At 40.1% G+C, this 19,163-nt stretch carries 7 protein-coding genes; all 7 read left to right on the top strand.

The features are described 5' to 3' along the window. Window positions 1-91 precede the first annotated feature (91 nt). The 7 genes from NOX80_RS09480 (at window position 92) to NOX80_RS09510 (ending at window position 19,135) form a co-directional block, all read left to right on the top strand. A complete protein-coding gene (locus tag NOX80_RS09480) occupies window positions 92-1,039 on the top strand; it encodes a helix-turn-helix domain-containing protein (protein WP_256549531.1) in 948 nt (315 codons plus the stop codon). Window positions 1,040-1,050: 11 nt separating this feature from the next. After that, entirely contained in the window at window positions 1,051-2,112 is a 1,062-nt protein-coding gene (locus tag NOX80_RS09485) for a helix-turn-helix domain-containing protein (protein WP_256549532.1), read from the top strand. A gap of 248 nt (window positions 2,113-2,360) precedes the next feature. Then, on the top strand, window positions 2,361-12,794 hold the full coding sequence (locus NOX80_RS09490) for a DUF7507 domain-containing protein (RefSeq protein WP_256549533.1): 10,434 nt from the start codon (window positions 2,361-2,363) through the stop codon (window positions 12,792-12,794). 52 nt (window positions 12,795-12,846) lie between these two features. Then, window positions 12,847-13,761 carry a PorP/SprF family type IX secretion system membrane protein gene (locus tag NOX80_RS09495; RefSeq protein ID WP_256549534.1) on the top strand — a complete coding sequence of 305 codons (915 nt, stop codon included), beginning with the start codon at window positions 12,847-12,849 and terminating at the stop codon, window positions 13,759-13,761. 14 nt (window positions 13,762-13,775) lie between these two features. Beyond that, window positions 13,776-15,722, top strand: coding sequence for an OmpA family protein (locus NOX80_RS09500; RefSeq protein ID WP_256549535.1), 1,947 nt, complete (start codon window positions 13,776-13,778; stop codon window positions 15,720-15,722). A 365-nt stretch (window positions 15,723-16,087) separates the two neighbouring features. Next, window positions 16,088-17,353, top strand: coding sequence for an aminotransferase class I/II-fold pyridoxal phosphate-dependent enzyme (locus NOX80_RS09505; RefSeq protein ID WP_256549536.1), 1,266 nt, complete (start codon window positions 16,088-16,090; stop codon window positions 17,351-17,353). A gap of 132 nt (window positions 17,354-17,485) precedes the next feature. After that, window positions 17,486-19,135: a hypothetical protein gene (locus NOX80_RS09510; RefSeq protein ID WP_256549537.1), complete on the top strand. Its 1,650-nt coding sequence runs from the start codon at window positions 17,486-17,488 to the stop codon at window positions 19,133-19,135. Window positions 19,136-19,163 lie beyond the last annotated feature (28 nt).

The raw sequence follows: 19,163 nt of genomic DNA on the forward strand, positions 1-19,163 counted from the left end.
TTTTTAGTTCAGATATTTGTATTCCCCAAATTTTAGAATTGATACCGGTTTATAATCTAATCAAAATACAATCAATCCTAAATAAAACATTATGTATATCAAAATATTGTTTGATAATGCCCGGCTAAAAGGTGTTTTAAAGCTTATTTTAATATTGTCAATTGTACACCTTGCTTGTTTCTACTCCAATTTACGTGCACCTTTCGGATTGTTATACGGTCCGTTATTGTTGTTAATTGTCAGAAAAATGGAGGCAAGAAGATTCTGGATGCATATTCTGCCTTTCTTCCTGTTTAGCTGTTTGTATCTGGCTTTTACAATAGATGCAGCTGTTTTAGGAGGTTGGCAACGTTATTATGCCGCTTATCTGATTGTACTGGCAGTTTCGCTGTTTTCGTATGCTTTGACTATATCAATGATCAATAGCGTTAAAAACAATACAGCTTCGGATGCGGATAAAGAGTTTATACAATTATTATTGTATGGCTGTTATTTTGCGGCCATATTGGTCACTTTATTAGCGATTCGTATCGGATTAGGTATTCTGGATTTTGGTTTTGATCCGGTTTCGATGTTGTTTTTTCAGTTAGGGATCTTTATCGTATTGATTTGTATGTTTCTGGTATTTTCCGGAAAAAAAGAAAAAGGAAGAATAAAACAAAAAAACAGAACAGGAATTACGGGATTGGATGATTCGGTTTCTACACTGTACATAGAAACACTCGAAAAATGTGTAAGGGAAACCGATATATATCGTAATCCGGATATTTCACTGGAAATGTTATCCGTCGAAACAACGATTCCGAAACATCATTTGTCGCAATTGTTAAACGGATATCTGGGGAAAAATTTTTATCAGTATATAGCCGAATTACGGATTGAATATGCGTTAACCCGACTACAAAATGATTCCGGAATTAAGATTGAATCATTGGCTTATGATTGCGGATTTAATTCGAAAACATCTTTTAACCGCTATTTTAAAGAATACACCGGTTGTCTGCCATCCTATTATAAGACAAAAGTACAACACTTATAAAAGGATATCCTATGCTCTTTTTGCTCCTTATATTAGTATCAGCTACTAATGCTTTGACATTATATGTCATTTTAAGAAATAATTCAGACACTCCGTTTGATAAAGTAATCCGTTATGCGGTTCTTGTCTCGCTGGTCCATTCGGTTTACGCACTTTGTGCCCGATACTATTTTGCCGACAGCCCTTTTATTGACAGCGGCGTTCCGTTTGGTTTGCTGTACGGACCGATATTGTACTTTCTGGCTTTTTCAAATGATGAAAAACGACCGAGCCGGAAAAATATACTATTGCATTTGGGTCCCTTTTTACTGGTAACAATAGTTTACATTGTATTTTTAGTGAAAGCAGAAGTGCTACAAAACTTTAGTTTGCCATATTTTATCATATTGTATTCCGGTAAAGTTTTATCGATGGTGCTTTATGTGTCTTATCTTTTTTTGAACCAGAAAAAAATGATTGCAGATGGGCGTCTTAGAAAGCTGATCAATTCAGGGGCAACCTGGCTTTTACTGATCGCCAGTCTTTTTGCCAGTCTTATATTTTCGAAAGTTTTTCAAAAGGAGGAAATGGGGGCGTTATTTCCCGGCGTTATCCTATACGGTGTGATGTTGTTTGTTTCATTACTGATTTTTAAATATTGTATTGATAGTTTGTTACAATATAGTAAGACGGAAGAAGCTTTGTCGGATGATGATTTACAGATGACTAAAAAGCAATATCAAAAATCGGCACTGACTCCGGAAATTCTAAGGGAATATGAACAAAAGCTGAATGAAATGATGGAGAAGGAACAAATTTTTCTGGATACTGAATTATCATTGGAAAGTTTGTCGCGAAAGGTGAAAATTCCGAAACATCATTTGACGCAGCTGTTTAATATGACAATAAATCAGACTTTTTATCAATATATCAATTCGTATAGGGTAAGTTATTCTTGCCAATTACTATTGGACGAGCCGGAAACGAACCTCGAAGAAATTGCTTTTAAAAGCGGATTTAATTCAAAAGTGACCTTTAATCGCTACTTTAAAAATCTGATGGAATGTACACCATCGGAATACCGTCAATCATAAAAAAAGACAACAAAAGTAAAAAGTAGAAACAGGATTGTATATCCTGTTTTTTTGTACCCGTATTTCTACCCGATTTTTTACGGACTATTTTTAATTTATTGATATTCAGTATTTTGTAAAATATTTATCACGTTTCAATCGTGTGGGAAGTACATCATGCCACACGATTGAAACGTTTTAAGCCTTTGGTTTTTGGAATTTCGCACTTGTAAAATCTTACAAAGGAGTAAAAATTAAAAACCAAAAAAATGAACGAAAATTACAGTTATAGTGACAAGAAGTTGTCCTATCGACAGAGAAGTAGTTGTTTTCAATTGTTGTTGGCCAACAGGAAGAAAACATACCTCTTGTTCTTTATTTTTATGATTACTGGTTTCTGGAATGCAATGTTTGCCGATGGAAGTAAAGACTTCTATCCTTCAGGCGCTACAGGTAACCGAGCCTTTTTGTACAGTAATGCGTATGAATCTGGCGGAACTACAATCCGGTCATGGCCTTTTAAAACATTAGGAACTCATTATGTATATGCGAAAGTGGGCGAGACCATCGCTGCTGCTTCCAGTGCACAAGGGGTAACCAATGGAAGAATACGGCTTACAGCTCCGGATGGAACAGTTTATCTTTCGGCAAATAATGCAGTAGGTAGAATTGCGAACAGAGCGGAAGAACTTGCCGGACCGCTATATTCGGGGCAAGCTACGGGAGCAAATCGCTACCAACCTTTTACTACGGTAGTGGCTGCAGGAGAGGAAGGAATCTGGAAAGTTGAGTTCTTACCGTCCGGATCGGAGACCAGTTCATCAACCCCTGGTGTTACGGATATCGCAGCAGATGCCAACTGGACACAAGGAACAAATACCGAGCTTATTGCAGCCTGGGATGTATCGGTTCGAAACAGTACGAACACAGCCTGGTTAAATGGTAGGGTATATACCAATATCTTAAACCTGCATATTTCAGGATCGTCCTTTTTAGCTAATAAGGCTTTCTATGGTAATATGTATGTATTAACACGTGACGGTATTGCGTATCGTGTTACGAATAACGGATCTAATGGAGTAGGATTTACTTTTTTTGTAAATAATAAAGGATTCCTGACAGCTACGGGAGATCCGTCTTATAAAAGTTTGAATATTTCAGACCCGACTGATGCGCAGTTCCGGATTCATGATCCGAGAAGCCAGGATTCAGGGTCGAATGTAACGCACAAGATTTTTTATTCTAAACCGGCAGTGGATTTACCTTCAAGTGCCAGTATTAGCGGAGGAACAACATGGCTGAAAAATGCAGTTTTAACCCCTACAGCTTCTAATATTACCTATACCGGAGTAGAAGGAACACCGGATTTATCAGGTAATAAAGGAGCTTATATCGGTTTTGATTCGAACTTGGCGGGAACCTATCGAATTGAGATTATTGGCGGTTTCCCAACCCGAGTTATTAACGGAAACTGTATTGTAGGAACGAATACAGTATATTGGGACGGAAGAGATGGTAGCGGAAATATACTTCCGGCCGGAACGAATATCGGGGAAATCCGGGTTCAGCTATTCGGAGCCGAAGTACACTTCCCGTTTATCGATATGGAGATTAATCCGGGAGGAATTATAATCGAACAATTGGATAACAGTTATAATGTATATTCACCAACTAAAGATTTGGTTTATTGGGATGATACGGATGTAACCGGAGGTATGGCAACACACCGATCGAATCCTTTGGCTTCCGGAAATGCCGGAATTTCCAGTAATACTAACGGACACAAATGGGGATTATATACCTCAGGTAGTAGCGGAAGCGGAAACAGCGGAACCGGATCATCCAGTTTTGGAAATGAGAAATCAATGGATACCTGGAGTTTCGTTCCGGGTGAAGTGATTGTTAAAACATTGGATGTTGTTGTGGCAGCCGCCGATTTAGAGGTGGTGAGTGTTGTCCCTTCAACTACAACGGTTATTGCCGGGCAAAATATGAGTTATACGGTAACGGTGAATAACAACGGACCAAGTGCAGTTACCGGAGCAGGATTTAATTTTATAGTACCGGCCGGATTTACAATTAATACGGTAACGTATGTAAATAGTCAGGGAACGGTTGTTGTAGTAAATGGTACGATTGATCCGGTAACCGGAAATTATACGGCTAATCTGGATATGACAAATGGTGGTCAGGTAGTATTTACAATTAACGGAACTGTGAGTCCGACAGCGGGCGGACAACCGTTAACAGTAGAAGCAAGTATTATTCGACCGGCGGATGTAACCGATCCCGATGCAACAAATCCGGGAACGAACCCGCCAACTGATCCGCATTTGGAGTGTTTAAACGGAACAGCTGTGGAAAATTGTAACAATATCAAATACAATACAATTACACCAATCGTTGCTGCTGATTTAGCGGTGACAAAAACGGCGAGTAACATGACACCGTCTGTAGGGGATCAGATTACTTTTACGATAACGGCGACAAATAACGGTGCCGGAAATGCAACAGGAGTTCAGGTGGTAGAACAGCTACCAACCGGATATACCTATGTATCTTCCACAACAACTGCGGGTACTTTTAACCATGTAGCCGGTTTATGGACGATTGGTAACTTGACAAACGGTCAATCACAAACTTTAACCGTTACGGTTACAGTAAATGCTACCGGTATTTATACTAATAATGCTATTGTTTCAGGAAATGAGAATGATCCTAATCCAACTAATAATACAGCGACAAGTACGCCAACAAGAGCGATTAGCGTTGTAGTAGCAGAAAACGATAGTGCAACAAACATCAACGGAACAACAGGCGCAACAAACGTAGTTAATGTATATACAAATGATACCTTAAACGGCACAGCAGTTGTACCGTCAGAAGTAATTTTGACAACAACAGTTCCGAACCCGAACTTAGTATTAAATCCGAATGGAAATATAGACGTGATTCCGGGTACACCGGCAGGAACGTATACGTTGACGTATCAGATTTGTGAAGTATTGAATCCGACCAATTGTGATACAGCAGTTGTAAGTGTAACAGTTGTAGCACCGGTTATCAATGCCGAAAATGATAGTGCAACGAACATCAACGGAACAACGGGAGCAACAAACGTAGTTAATGTATATACGAATGATACCTTAAACGGCACAGCAGTTGTACCGTCAGAAGTAATTTTAACAACAACAGTTCCGAACCCGAATTTAGTATTAAATCCGAATGGAAATATAGACGTAATTCCGGGTACACCGGCAGGAACGTATACGTTGACGTATCAGATTTGTGAAGTATTGAACCCGACCAATTGTGATACAGCAGTTGTAAGTGTAACAGTTGTGGCACCGGTTATCAATGCCGAAAATGATAGTGCGACGAACATCAACGGAACAACAGGCGCAACAAACGTAGTTAATGTATATACGAATGATACATTAAACGGCACAGCAGTTGTACCGTCAGAAGTAATTTTGACAACAACAGTTCCGAACCCGAACTTAGTATTAAATCCGAATGGAAATATAGACGTGATTCCGGGTACACCGGCAGGAACGTATACGTTGACGTATCAGATTTGTGAAGTATTGAATCCGACCAATTGTGATACAGCAGTTGTAAGTGTGACAGTTGTAGCACCGGTTATCAATGCCGAAAATGATAGTGCAACGAACATCAACGGAACAACAGGCGCTACGAATGTGGTTAATGTTTATACAAATGATACCTTAAACGGCACAGCAGTTGTACCGTCAGAAGTAATTTTGACAACAACAGTTCCGAACCCGAACTTAGTATTAAATCCGAATGGAAATATAGACGTGATTCCGGGTACACCGGCAGGAACGTATACGTTGACGTATCAGATTTGTGAAGTATTGAATCCGACCAATTGTGATACAGCAGTTGTAAGTGTAACAGTTGTAGCACCGGTTATCAATGCCGAAAATGATAGTGCAACGAACATCAACGGAACAACAGGCGCTACGAATGTGGTGAATGTATATACGAATGATACATTAAACGGCACAGCAGTTGTACCGTCAGAAGTGATTTTAACAACAACAGTTCCGAACCCGAACTTAGTATTAAATCCGAATGGAAATGTAGATGTGATTCCGGGTACACCGGCAGGAACGTATACGTTGACGTATCAGATTTGTGAAGTGTTGAATCCAACTAATTGTGATACAGCAGTTGTAAGTGTAACAGTTGTAGCACCGGTTATCAATGCCGAAAATGATAGTGCGACAAACATCAACGGAACGACAGGCGCAACAAACGTAGTTAATGTATATACGAATGATGCATTAAACGGAATAGCAGTTGTACCGTCAGAAGTGATTTTGACAACAACAGTTCCGAATCCGAACTTAGTATTAAATCCGAATGGAAATGTAGATGTGATTCCGGGTACACCTGGAGGAACATACACATTAACCTATCAGATTTGTGAAGTATTGAACCCGACCAATTGTGATACAGCAGTTGTAAGTGTAACAGTTGTGGCACCGGTTATCAATGCCGAAAACGATAGTGCAACGAACATCAACGGAACAACAGGCGCAACAAACGTAGTTAATGTATATACGAATGATACATTAAACGGAATAGCAGTTGTACCGTCAGAAGTGATTTTGACAACAACAGTTCCGAATCCGAACTTAGTATTAAATCCGAATGGAAATGTAGATGTGATTCCGGGTACACCTGGAGGAACATACACATTAACCTATCAGATTTGTGAAGTGTTGAATCCAACTAATTGTGATACAGCAGTTGTAACGGTTTTTGTTATGGAACCGGAACTAACGTTGACTAAAGATGCTATCAGTGGTACATATGATAGTGTTGGAGATCTAATTCAATATACATTAGTAGTAACTAATACAGGAAATGTAACGGTTAGTAATATGACAATAACAGATGCCAATGCAGATGCAGGTAGTATTTCTCCTGCTACAATTAGTACTTTGGCACAAGGGCAGAGCGTTACGGTTACGGCAACACATACGGTAACTCAAGCGGATCTGAACAATGGATTTGTTCGAAATTTAGCAACTGTTACAGGAGAAGATCCTAATGGAGGTCCGGTTACAGATGAATCGGAAGATCCGACTAATCCGTCACAACCGGGAAATAGTGGATATGATCCGACTTGTCCGAAGTGTACAATTACAAACTTGACACAAAATCCTGCAATTGCTTTAGTAAAAACAGCGGTATTTAACGATACCAATGCGGATACTTACGCACAGGTTGGTGAAACGATTACGTATACTTTTACAGTAACCAACACGGGTAACGTAACGGTTAACGGATTAGTGATCAACGATGCATTAATCGGAGTAGCGAATTTATCGGTTAACCCTGCTATATTAGCACCGGGTGCTATCGGAACAGCTACAGCGACTTATACGCTAACTCAGGCAGATATTAATAACGGACAAATTAGTAACACGGCAGTTGCAAGTGGTACATCTCCGCAAGGTGATCCTGTAGAGGATACATCGGGAACCAGTACGACCAACGATACGCCAACAGTTACTACTTTACCGCAAAACCCTGCGATTGCTTTAGTAAAAACAGCGGTATTTAATGATACCAATGCGGATACTTACGCACAGGTTGGTGAAACAATCACTTATACTTTTACAGTAACCAATACGGGTAACGTAACGGTTAACGGATTAGTGATCAATGATGCATTAATCGGAGTAGCGAATCTATCAGTAACACCGGCTACATTAGCACCGGGTGCGATTGGAACGGCTACAGCGACCTATACGCTAACCCAGGCAGATATTAATAACGGTCAGATTAGTAATACGGCAGTTGCAAGTGGAACGTCTCCACAAGGTGATCCTGTAGAGGATACATCAGGAACAAGTACGACCAACGATACGCCAACAGTTACAACTTTACCGCAAAACCCTGCGATAGCTTTAGTAAAAACAGCGGTATTTAACGATACCAATGCGGATACATATGCACAGGTTGGTGAAACAATCACCTATACTTTTACGGTAACTAATACAGGAAACGTAACGATTAACGGATTAGTGATCAACGATGCATTAATCGGAGTAGCGAATTTATCGGTAACACCGGCTACATTAGCACCGGGTGCGATTGGAACGGCTACAGCGACTTATACGCTAACCCAGGCAGATATTAATAACGGTCAGATTAGTAATACAGCTGTTGCAAGTGGTACGTCTCCGCAAGGTGATCCTGTAGAGGATACATCAGGAACAAGTACAACGAACGATACGCCTACGGTTACAACTTTACCACAAAACCCTGCTATTGCTTTAGTAAAAACAGCGGTATTTAACGATATCAATGCGGATACTTACGCACAGGTTGGTGAAACAATCACCTATACTTTTACGGTAACCAACACGGGTAATGTAACAGTTAACGGATTAGTGATCAACGATGCATTAATCGGAGTAGCGAATTTATCGGTAACCCCTGCTACATTAGCACCGGGTGCTATCGGAACGGCTACAGCGACTTATACGCTAACTCAGGCAGATGTTAATAACGGACAAATTAGTAACACGGCAGTTGCAAGTGGTACATCTCCACAAGGTGATCCTGTAGAGGATACATCAGGAACAAGTACGACCAACGATACGCCAACAGTTACAACTTTACCGCAAAACCCTGCTATTGCTTTAGTAAAAACAGCGGTATTTAACGATACCAATGCGGATACTTATGCTCAGGTTGGTGAAACAATCACCTATACTTTTACGGTAACCAACACAGGAAACGTAACGGTTAACGGATTAGTGATCAACGATGCATTAATCGGAGTAGCGAATTTATCGGTTAACCCTGCTATATTAGCACCGGGTGCTATCGGAACAGCTACAGCGACTTATACGCTAACTCAGGCAGATATTAATAACGGACAAATTAGTAATACGGCAGTTGCAAGTGGAACGTCTCCACAAGGTGATCCTGTAGAGGATACATCAGGAACGAGTACAACGAACGATACGCCTACGGTTACAACTTTACCGCAAAACCCTGCGATTGCTTTAGTAAAAACAGCGGTATTTAACGATACCAATGCGGATACATATGCACAGGTTGGTGAAACAATCACCTATACTTTTACGGTAACTAATACAGGAAACGTAACGATTAACGGATTAGTGATCAACGATGCATTAATCGGAGTAGCGAATTTATCGGTTAACCCTGCTACATTAGCACCGGGTGCTATCGGAACAGCTACAGCGACTTATACGCTAACTCAGGCAGATATTAATAACGGTCAGATTAGTAATACGGCTGTTGCAAGTGGTACGTCTCCACAAGGTGATCCTGTAGAGGATACATCAGGAACGAGTACAACGAACGATACGCCTACGGTTACAACTTTACCGCAAAACCCTGCTATTGCTTTAGTAAAAACAGCGGTATTTAATGATACCAATGCGGATACATATGCTCAGGTTGGTGAAACAATCACCTATACTTTTACGGTAACCAACACAGGAAACGTAACGGTTAACGGATTAGTGATCAACGATGCATTAATCGGAGTAGCGAATTTATCGGTAACCCCTGCTACATTAGCACCGGGAGCGATCGGAACGGCTACAGCGACTTATACACTAACCCAGGCAGATATTAATAACGGTCAGATTAGTAACACGGCAGTTGCAAGTGGTACATCTCCGCAAGGTGATCCTGTAGAGGATACATCAGGAACAAGTACAACGAACGATACGCCAACGGTTACAACTTTACCGCAAAACCCTGCGATTGCTTTAGTAAAAACAGCGGTATTTAATGATACCAATGCGGATACATATGCTCAGGTTGGTGAAACAATCACCTATACTTTTACGGTAACCAACACGGGTAATGTAACAGTTAACGGATTAGTGATCAACGATGCATTAATCGGAGTAGCGAATTTATCGGTAACCCCTGCTACATTAGCACCGGGTGCAATCGGAACGGCTACAGCGACTTATACACTAACCCAGGCAGATATTAATAACGGTCAGATTAGTAACACGGCAGTTGCAAGTGGTACGTCTCCGCAAGGTGATCCTGTAGAGGATACATCGGGAACCAGTACGACTAACGATACGCCTACGGTTACAACTTTACCGCAAAACCCTGCGATTGCTTTAGTAAAAACAGCGGTATTCAACGATACCAATGCGGATACATATGCACAGGTTGGTGAAACGATCACCTATACTTTTACGGTAACCAACACGGGTAACGTAACGGTTAACGGATTAGTGATCAACGATGCATTAATCGGAGTAGCGAATTTATCAGTAACACCGGCTACATTAGCACCGGGTGCTATCGGAACAGCTACAGCGACTTATACGCTAACCCAGGCAGATGTTAATAACGGTCAGATTAGTAATACGGCAGTTGCAAGTGGTACATCTCCGCAAGGTGATCCTGTAGAGGATACATCAGGAACAAGTACGACCAACGATACGCCAACAGTTACAACTTTACCGCAAAACCCTGCTATTGCTTTAGTAAAAACAGCGGTATTTAATGATACCAATGCGGATACTTACGCACAGGTTGGTGAAACAATCACCTATACTTTTACGGTAACCAACACGGGTAATGTAACGGTTAACGGATTAGTGATCAACGATGCATTAATCGGAGTAGCGAATTTATCGGTTAACCCTGTTATATTAGCACCGGGTGCGATTGGAACGGCTACAGCGACTTATACGCTAACCCAGGCAGATATTAATAACGGTCAGATTAGTAATACAGCTGTTGCAAGTGGAACGTCTCCACAAGGTGATCCTGTAGAGGATACTTCGGGAACAAGTACGACCAACGATACGCCAACAGTTACAACTTTACCGCAAAACCCTGCGATTGCTTTAGTAAAAACAGCGGTATTTAACGATACCAATGCGGATACTTACGCACAGGTTGGTGAAACGATTACGTATACTTTTACAGTAACCAACACGGGTAACGTAACGGTTAACGGATTAGTGATCAACGATGCATTAATCGGAGTAGCGAATTTATCGGTTAACCCTGCTATATTAGCACCGGGTGCTATCGGAACAGCTACAGCGACTTATACGCTAACTCAGGCAGATATTAATAACGGACAAATTAGTAACACGGCAGTTGCAAGTGGTACATCTCCGCAAGGTGATCCTGTAGAGGATACATCGGGAACCAGTACAACCAACGATACGCCAACAGTTACTACTTTACCGCAAAACCCTGCGATTGCTTTAGTAAAAACAGCGGTATTTAATGATACCAATGCGGATACTTACGCACAGGTTGGTGAAACAATCACTTATACTTTTACAGTAACCAATACGGGTAACGTAACGGTTAACGGATTAGTGATCAATGATGCATTAATCGGAGTAGCGAATCTATCAGTAACACCGGCTACATTAGCACCGGGTGCGATTGGAACGGCTACAGCGACCTATACGCTAACCCAGGCAGATATTAATAACGGACAAATTAGTAATACAGCTGTTGCAAGTGGTACATCTCCGCAAGGTGATCCTGTAGAGGATACATCGGGAACCAGTACAACCAACGATACGCCTACGGTTACGATTTTACCGCAAAATCCACAATTGGCATTATACAAAGACGGAACGTATCAGGATACTAACGGTGACGGTGTTGTAAATGCGGGTGATACCATTGCCTATACATTTACCGTTTCAAATACCGGAAATGTGACGATTACCAATATCACGATTAGTGATCCTATCGTGACGGTTACCGGCGGACCTTTAAGTAGTCTGGAACCGGGAATGACGAATAGTACAACTTTTACAGCTATGTATACGATTACACAGGCTGATATCGATGAAGGTGCAGTGTATAACCTGGCTTTTGTTGAAGGAACTGCTCCTGATGGAAGTACAGTTGTAGACGATTCGGAAGATCCGACACCAATAGATCCGAATGATCCGTTAATTGATCCTGCTTGTCCGGATTGTACCGTAACACCATTAATACAAACGCCAAGTATTGCTTTAATCAAAACAGGTGTGTTTAATGATAATAACCATGACGGAATTGCTCAGGCCGGTGAAACGATTACTTATAGTTTTACAGTAACCAATACGGGTAATACAAGCTTGTCGAATGTAACAATTACTGATCCGCTACCGGGTGTGGTGGTAACAGGCGGACCGATCAATCTGGCTGTAGGAGCAAGCGATAGTACGACATTTACTGCTGTATATGTGATTACTCAGGCTGATATCATTGCCGGTTCGGTTAGTAACCAGGCATTTGTAAACGGAACAAGTCCGCAGGGAGAAGTGGTAACCGATAGTTCGGATGATCATGATCTGGTAGGAAATAATCCGACAGTTATCACAGTAAACGGTTGTACGATTAATGTATTCAACGCGGTTTCTCCAAACGGAGACGGTAGCAACGACATCTTATATATTGCAGGTATCGAGTGTTATCCGAATAATGAAGTGCTGATCTTTAACCGTTGGGGTGTTCAGGTTTTCGAAACCAAAGGATACAACAATAACGATAAAGTATTTAAAGGATATTCTGATGGAAGAGCGACAATCAGCTCATCAGAACCATTGCCGGACGGAACTTATTTCTATATATTGAAATATACGACTGCTGACGGAGCAACTCAGGAGAAAAACGGATACTTGTATATTACTAGATAATTGAAATCCCGGGGGAAATCACAGTACCCCGGGTTTATAAAACAAAATAAAAATGAGAACAAAATTTATACTTTTCGTTTTACTGTTAACCGGTATCAGCGGATTTGCCCAGCAGGATGCTCAGTATACCCAGTATATGTACAATACTATTAATGTTAATCCGGCTTATGCAGGTTCGAGAGGCGTAATGAGTATTTTCGGATTACACCGTACGCAATGGGTAGGTTTGGAAGGAGCGCCGGTTACCAATGCCGTATCGTTAAATACACCCCTGAATAATAGTAATCTTGGTTTGGGATTGTCTTTTGTTAATGACAGAATTGGCCCGGCCGATGAAAATGCGATTTCAGCTGATTTTTCGTATACCGTTAAAACATCGGAACGATTTAAATTGTCATTCGGATTGAAAGCAACTGCTCACTTGTTAAATGTTGATTTTACAAAACTGAATGTGTACGATTGGTCTGATCCGCGTTTCCAGAATAATATTGACAATAAATTTTCGCCCAATTTCGGAGCCGGAATCTATTTCCATTCCGATAAAACCTATGTGGGAATCTCGGTGCCTAATTTTTTGGAAACCAAGCATTATGATAAGAGTTCCCAATCTACGGCAAAAGAAAACATGCACTATTATCTGATCGCGGGACATGTGTTTGAATTGGGAGCCGATGTGAAATTTAAACCGGCCTTATTGACGAAAGTGGTTCAGGGTGCGCCTTTACAGGTGGATGTATCGGCTAATTTCTTGTTGTATGAAAAATTTACAGCCGGTTTGGCCTACCGTTGGGATGCAGCATGTAGCGCATTAGTCGGTTTTCAAATCACAAACGGATTGTTTGCCGGATATGCCTATGATATGGAAACAACTAAGCTGGCTGACTATAATTCAGGATCACATGAGATTTTCCTGAGATTTGAATTGTTTAACAGAAATAACAGGATAACATCTCCGAGATTCTTCTAATTAATATAAGGACTATGAAAAAAATAGTATTGCAGTTCGGCTTGATGATATTGATTTCATCCGGAGTATATGCTCAAAATGGAAAAATCAAAACGGCTAATAAAGAATATGATAATTATGCCTATATCGATGCGATTAAAACCTATGAAAAAATAGCCGAAAAAGGATATAAATCGGTCGAAGTATTGGAAAAGCTTGGTGATTCCTATTACTTTAACGGAAAGTTAGATCAGGCCGCCAAATGGTATGGCGAATTGTTTGCCTTTTCTCAGGATGTTGATGCTGAATATTATTACCGATATGCGCAGTCATTGAAATCGATTGGTGAATATGAAAAAGCAAATCAGATGCTGGCTAAGTTTCATCAGAAAAATGCCAGTGATGTCAGAGGGAAAATGTATCAGAATCAAACCGATTATCTGGAAGTGATTAAACGGAATTCGGGTCGGTTTACTATCGATAATGCAGGAATCAGTTCGCAGTATTCGGATTATGGAAGTGCTATTGTAGGTGATAAAATGGTGTTTACTTCTGCCAGAGATACTTCCGGTGTTTTCAGTAAAAGGGTACATACCTGGACCGGGGAATCGTTTACAAATATGTATGCCGTTACTGTAAATCAGGATGGTTCATTATCCAAACCGGAACGTTTTGCCCGCGAAATTAATACCCGTTTCCACGAAGCTACGCCGGTTTTTACAAAAGACGGAAAGACAATGTATTTTACCCGAAACAATTTTAATAACGGGAAAAAGGGAAAAGACAGTGATAAAACGACACTGCTAAAAATTTACAAGGCTACATTAGAGGATGGAAAATGGACGAATGTCACAGAATTACCATTCAATAATAATAGTTATAGTGTAGCACATCCCGCTTTAAGCCCGGATGAGAAAACGTTGTACTTTGCCTCCAATATGCCGGGAACATTAGGTCAGTCGGATATTTTTAAAGTAGAAGTTAAAGCAGACGGAAGTTTCGGAACACCGCAAAATCTGGGACCGACAATCAATACACCGGGAAGAGAAACTTTTCCGTTTGTATCGGATGATAATGAACTGTATTTTGCATCCGACGGACATTTAGGATTGGGCGGACTGGATATTTTCGTTTCAAAACCGACAAGTAACGGAATGTATAAAAATGTAGTAAACATCGGAGCACCGGCGAATAGCCCGAAAGACGATTTTGCTTTCCTGATCAATTATACAACCAAAAAAGGGTTTCTGAGTTCCAACAGAGATGGAGGACAGGGTATGGATGATATTTACACCTTTACCGAAAATAAAGTATTACAGTATGCCTGCGAACAATTATTAGCCGGTATCGTAACCGATTCGGAAACGGGAGCACCATTGCAAAAGGCAAAAGTTACGCTGTTTGATGCTAATTTTAAAATGCTGAAAGAGGTAACGACGGATGCTAATGGAAATTATAATTTCGGAGAAGTGGACTGTCAGCAGAAATATTTTGTAAAAGCAGAATCGCCACAATATAATACACGTGAGATTAGTGTTGTCATTCCGGAAACATCCGGTACAACCAATCTTCCGGTTGCATTGGATAAAACAGTTAAACCGGTGCAAACGGGAGACGATTTAGCAAAAACATTCGGAATAAAAATTATTTATTTCGACCTTGATAAATGGAATATCCGACCGGATGCGGCCGTAGATTTGGCGAAAATCGTAGAGGTAATGAAAGAATATCCGAAGATGAAAATCGATGTTCGTTCGCATACCGACAGTCGCCAAACGCATCAATATAATGAACGTTTATCAGACAGAAGAGCAAAATCGACGATCGCCTGGATGGTAAAACAAGGTATTGAAGCTTCCCGACTAACCGGAAAAGGATATGGTGAGACACAACTACTGAACAAATGTGCCGATGGTGTACCTTGTTCGGAAGCAGAACACCAGCTAAACCGAAGAAGCGAATTCATCATTATTTCAATGTAAGACAATAACGAATGAGTTTAGGACAATTAATAGTACTACTCCTGTTGGTCCTCGTTTTTGTGTGTTCCGGACTTATTGTCGTAAACGGGATGATACATGATCGGGAAAGGGCTATAAAAATAGGATTTGCAGGAGTAATCATTGCACTTTTGCTGCTCTTGGGAAGCTATTGTGTCATCTTTGAATTCTGAACATACACCATCATGTATATGTTTTAAATTAGGTTCTGACAGAGTCGGGTTTTCCCGGCTCTGTTTTATTTTATAAAAACGAAGTCGTGCTGTAAAACAATCCCAAATTATTATGATGGCATATAATAAATAACTACTTTTGGCACGTTTTTAATATACTTAATATAGAATAGTATGGTAAAAGATTTATTCGAAAGAATTCAAAGTAATAAAGGTCCTTTAGGAAAATGGGCTTCTCAGGCTGAAGGATATTATGTGTTTCCGAAATTGGAAGGACAGTTGGGACCTAGAATGCAGTTTCATGGAAAAGAAATTTTAAACTGGAGTATCAACGATTATTTAGGATTAGCTAATCACCCTGAAGTTAGAAAGGTAGATGCACAGGCAGCATTAGATTATGGTGCAGCTTATCCGATGGGTGCCCGTATGATGAGCGGACACACCACAATTCACGAACAATTGCAAAATGAACTGGCGACTTTTGTGCAAAAAGAAGCAGCTTATTTGTTGAATTTCGGTTATCAGGGAATGGTGTCTATTATTGATGCTTTGGTGACTAAAAATGACGTAATTGTATACGATGTAGATTCGCATGCCTGTATTATTGACGGAGTACGTCTGCATATGGGAAAACGTTTTACGTATAAGCATAACGATGTAGCCAGTCTGGAAAAAAACCTGGAGCGTGCTACTAAAATGGCTCTGGAAAACGGTGGTGGAATCTTAGTAATTACCGAAGGTGTTTTCGGAATGAGAGGGCAACAGGGAAAACTAAAAGAAATTGTTGCCTTAAAAGAAAAATATAATTTCCGTTTATTGGTTGACGATGCACACGGATTCGGAACATTAGGTACAACCGGAGCAGGAGCAGGTGAAGAGCAGGGATGTCAGGACGGAATCGATGTTTATTTCTCAACATTCGCTAAATCAATGGCGAGTATCGGAGCGTTTGTTGCAGCTGATCAGGATATTATCGATTATCTGAAATACAATTTACGTTCACAAATGTTTGCAAAGTCATTACCGATGATTATGACGGTTGGCGCTTTAAAACGTTTGGATATGTTACGTTCAATGCCGGAACTGAAAGCAAAACTGTGGGAAAATGTAAATGCACTTCAAAACGGATTAAAATCAAGAGGATTTAACATCGGAGATACGAATACTTGTGTAACGCCGGTTTATCTGGAAGGTAGTATTCCGGAAGCGATGGTAATGGTGAATGACCTACGTGAGAATTATGGTATTTTCTTATCGATTGTGGTGTATCCGGTAATTCCGAAAGGTATTATCCTGTTGCGAATGATTCCGACAGCTTCACATACTTTACAGGATATCGAAGAAACATTAAGCGCATTCGAAGCGATCCGTGAAAAACTGACTAACGGAACCTATAAAAAGATAGCTGAAGAGACAACAGTAGACGTAAGCGCTCAGTAGTTTTTTATACAAATAATTTTACACAACACCGGGAGTTTTTTCGGTGTTGTGCGTTTTTATACGATGAATAGCCCAATTTTTTAACACAGATTAACGCATAAAAGTCCTATTTTTGCTGCAAATAAATTAACTATGAAATTAAATAAATTAACAGGGATTGCCGCTTTGGCCCTTTTTGCAACTGTAATCGGTTGTCAGTCAGATGATACGAACGGTGTAAATCAGAACGGAGATGCTGATAAGATTATCTTAAATTCAGACAGTAATGCTTTAAACCAGCGAATTAGTTATGCTAATTCAGGAGTTATTGACCTAATCGGAAATACAGGTGGTAAGATGAGTTCTGCAGCCACTGCAAGTGATTTCCCTTTAGCTGTAGTAGCAGAAGTGAATGCTCCTGTTTACAACGGATTCCGATTAAAAGCGACACACGTGGATATTAACGGGCCTTATGCTTATGTTTCGTACAATACAGACGGAGATAAATATTTAGGAGCTATCGACGTGATTAATATTTCTAACCCGAATAACCCGCAATTGGTTGTTCAGGCGATTTTCCCGAAAAGTGATATCAGTGCAGTTTCCTATAACGACGGATATTTATTTATCGCAGGAGCAAGCAGTGTTGATGCTTCTCCTAACTTAACAAGCCCGGCTTTCGTGGCTAAAATGCCTTTACAAAACGGATTGTTGACAAATAACTATGCATCAACTAGTGTTTTAGGTAATGTAGCTACTGATATTTTTGCAACAAGTTCTAAATATTATGCAGTTTCAGGGAATAACGGAGAATTAGTGCGTTATAATAAAGCAGATAATACTTTTGAAGCAGCTATTCCGGTTGCGGATCTTAGAGCTTTAGGAAGTATCAACAATAAAATTGTTGTATTAAGCGGTACTCAGGGGGTTAAAGTTTATGATGCAAACTCTTTCGCATTACAATCTTCATTTGCAACGTCTCAAGATGTAGCGGATGCAAAAAGAACAATCGATTTCTCTGATAACAGAGTTTTAGTATCAGAAGGACGTAACGGTTTAGGTGTTTATAACCTTGCCAGCGGTTCAAAATTACAGACTATTGCAATTCCTACGAATGTAACAGGAGTTGATCAACAAGATGTAGTAACCAATGCAGTGTCTATCAATAACAATAAAGCGTTTGTTGCAAACGGAGCAGCCGGTTTATATATTTATAATACATCAGGTAATTTAAGTTTATTAGGTTCGTTACCATTAAACGGTACGATTTCTAATGCTTCAGCTAACTATGTAAAAAGTAGCGGTGATTATATCTTCGTAGCTAACGGTAACGGAGGTTTAAAAATCATCAAAATGGTAACACCTCCTAACAATTCAATTGATTGTACTAGTTTTGCCACTTACCCTGGTGACCAATGGTTGAATGTAAATTCAGGTCAAAACTTACAATATCAAGGTTCTGCTTCTGTACAGGGAGTTAACGTAAATGCTAACCTTACTTTCTGTGGTTCATTAGCAGTATCACAAGGATTAAATATTAATAGTGGTGGTGTGTTCTACATGAAAGGAGCTTTAGCACAAGGACAGGCAAGTAATCCTTGGAATGCATTAATCATCAACAGTAATGCGAAATTGAAAGTTGAAGGAAGTGTAGTGATCTACGGTAACCTGATACTAAACAGCGGGGCAACATTGGAATTTGTTGGTAACGGTTCTTCAATTACCATCCACGGAAGTGTAACAAAAGGAAACAATGTAACCATTACAGGAAATTATACCGATACAAATAATAAATTAAATTAATTTATCGGATCTCTCAAAAAAGCAAAAG

Origin of the sequence: Flavobacterium cerinum, from assembly GCF_024496085.1 — a bacterium.
Lineage (GTDB): Bacteria > Bacteroidota > Bacteroidia > Flavobacteriales > Flavobacteriaceae > Flavobacterium > Flavobacterium cerinum_A.

Coding starts and splice junctions, on each gene's coding strand:
- NOX80_RS09480 (WP_256549531.1), top strand. CDS start 92: ATGTATATCAAAATATTGTTTGATAATGCCCGGCTAAAAGGTGTTTTA.
- NOX80_RS09485 (WP_256549532.1), top strand. CDS start 1,051: ATGCTCTTTTTGCTCCTTATATTAGTATCAGCTACTAATGCTTTGACA.
- NOX80_RS09490 (WP_256549533.1), top strand. CDS start 2,361: ATGAACGAAAATTACAGTTATAGTGACAAGAAGTTGTCCTATCGACAG.
- NOX80_RS09495 (WP_256549534.1), top strand. CDS start 12,847: ATGAGAACAAAATTTATACTTTTCGTTTTACTGTTAACCGGTATCAGC.
- NOX80_RS09500 (WP_256549535.1), top strand. CDS start 13,776: ATGAAAAAAATAGTATTGCAGTTCGGCTTGATGATATTGATTTCATCC.
- NOX80_RS09505 (WP_256549536.1), top strand. CDS start 16,088: ATGGTAAAAGATTTATTCGAAAGAATTCAAAGTAATAAAGGTCCTTTA.
- NOX80_RS09510 (WP_256549537.1), top strand. CDS start 17,486: ATGAAATTAAATAAATTAACAGGGATTGCCGCTTTGGCCCTTTTTGCA.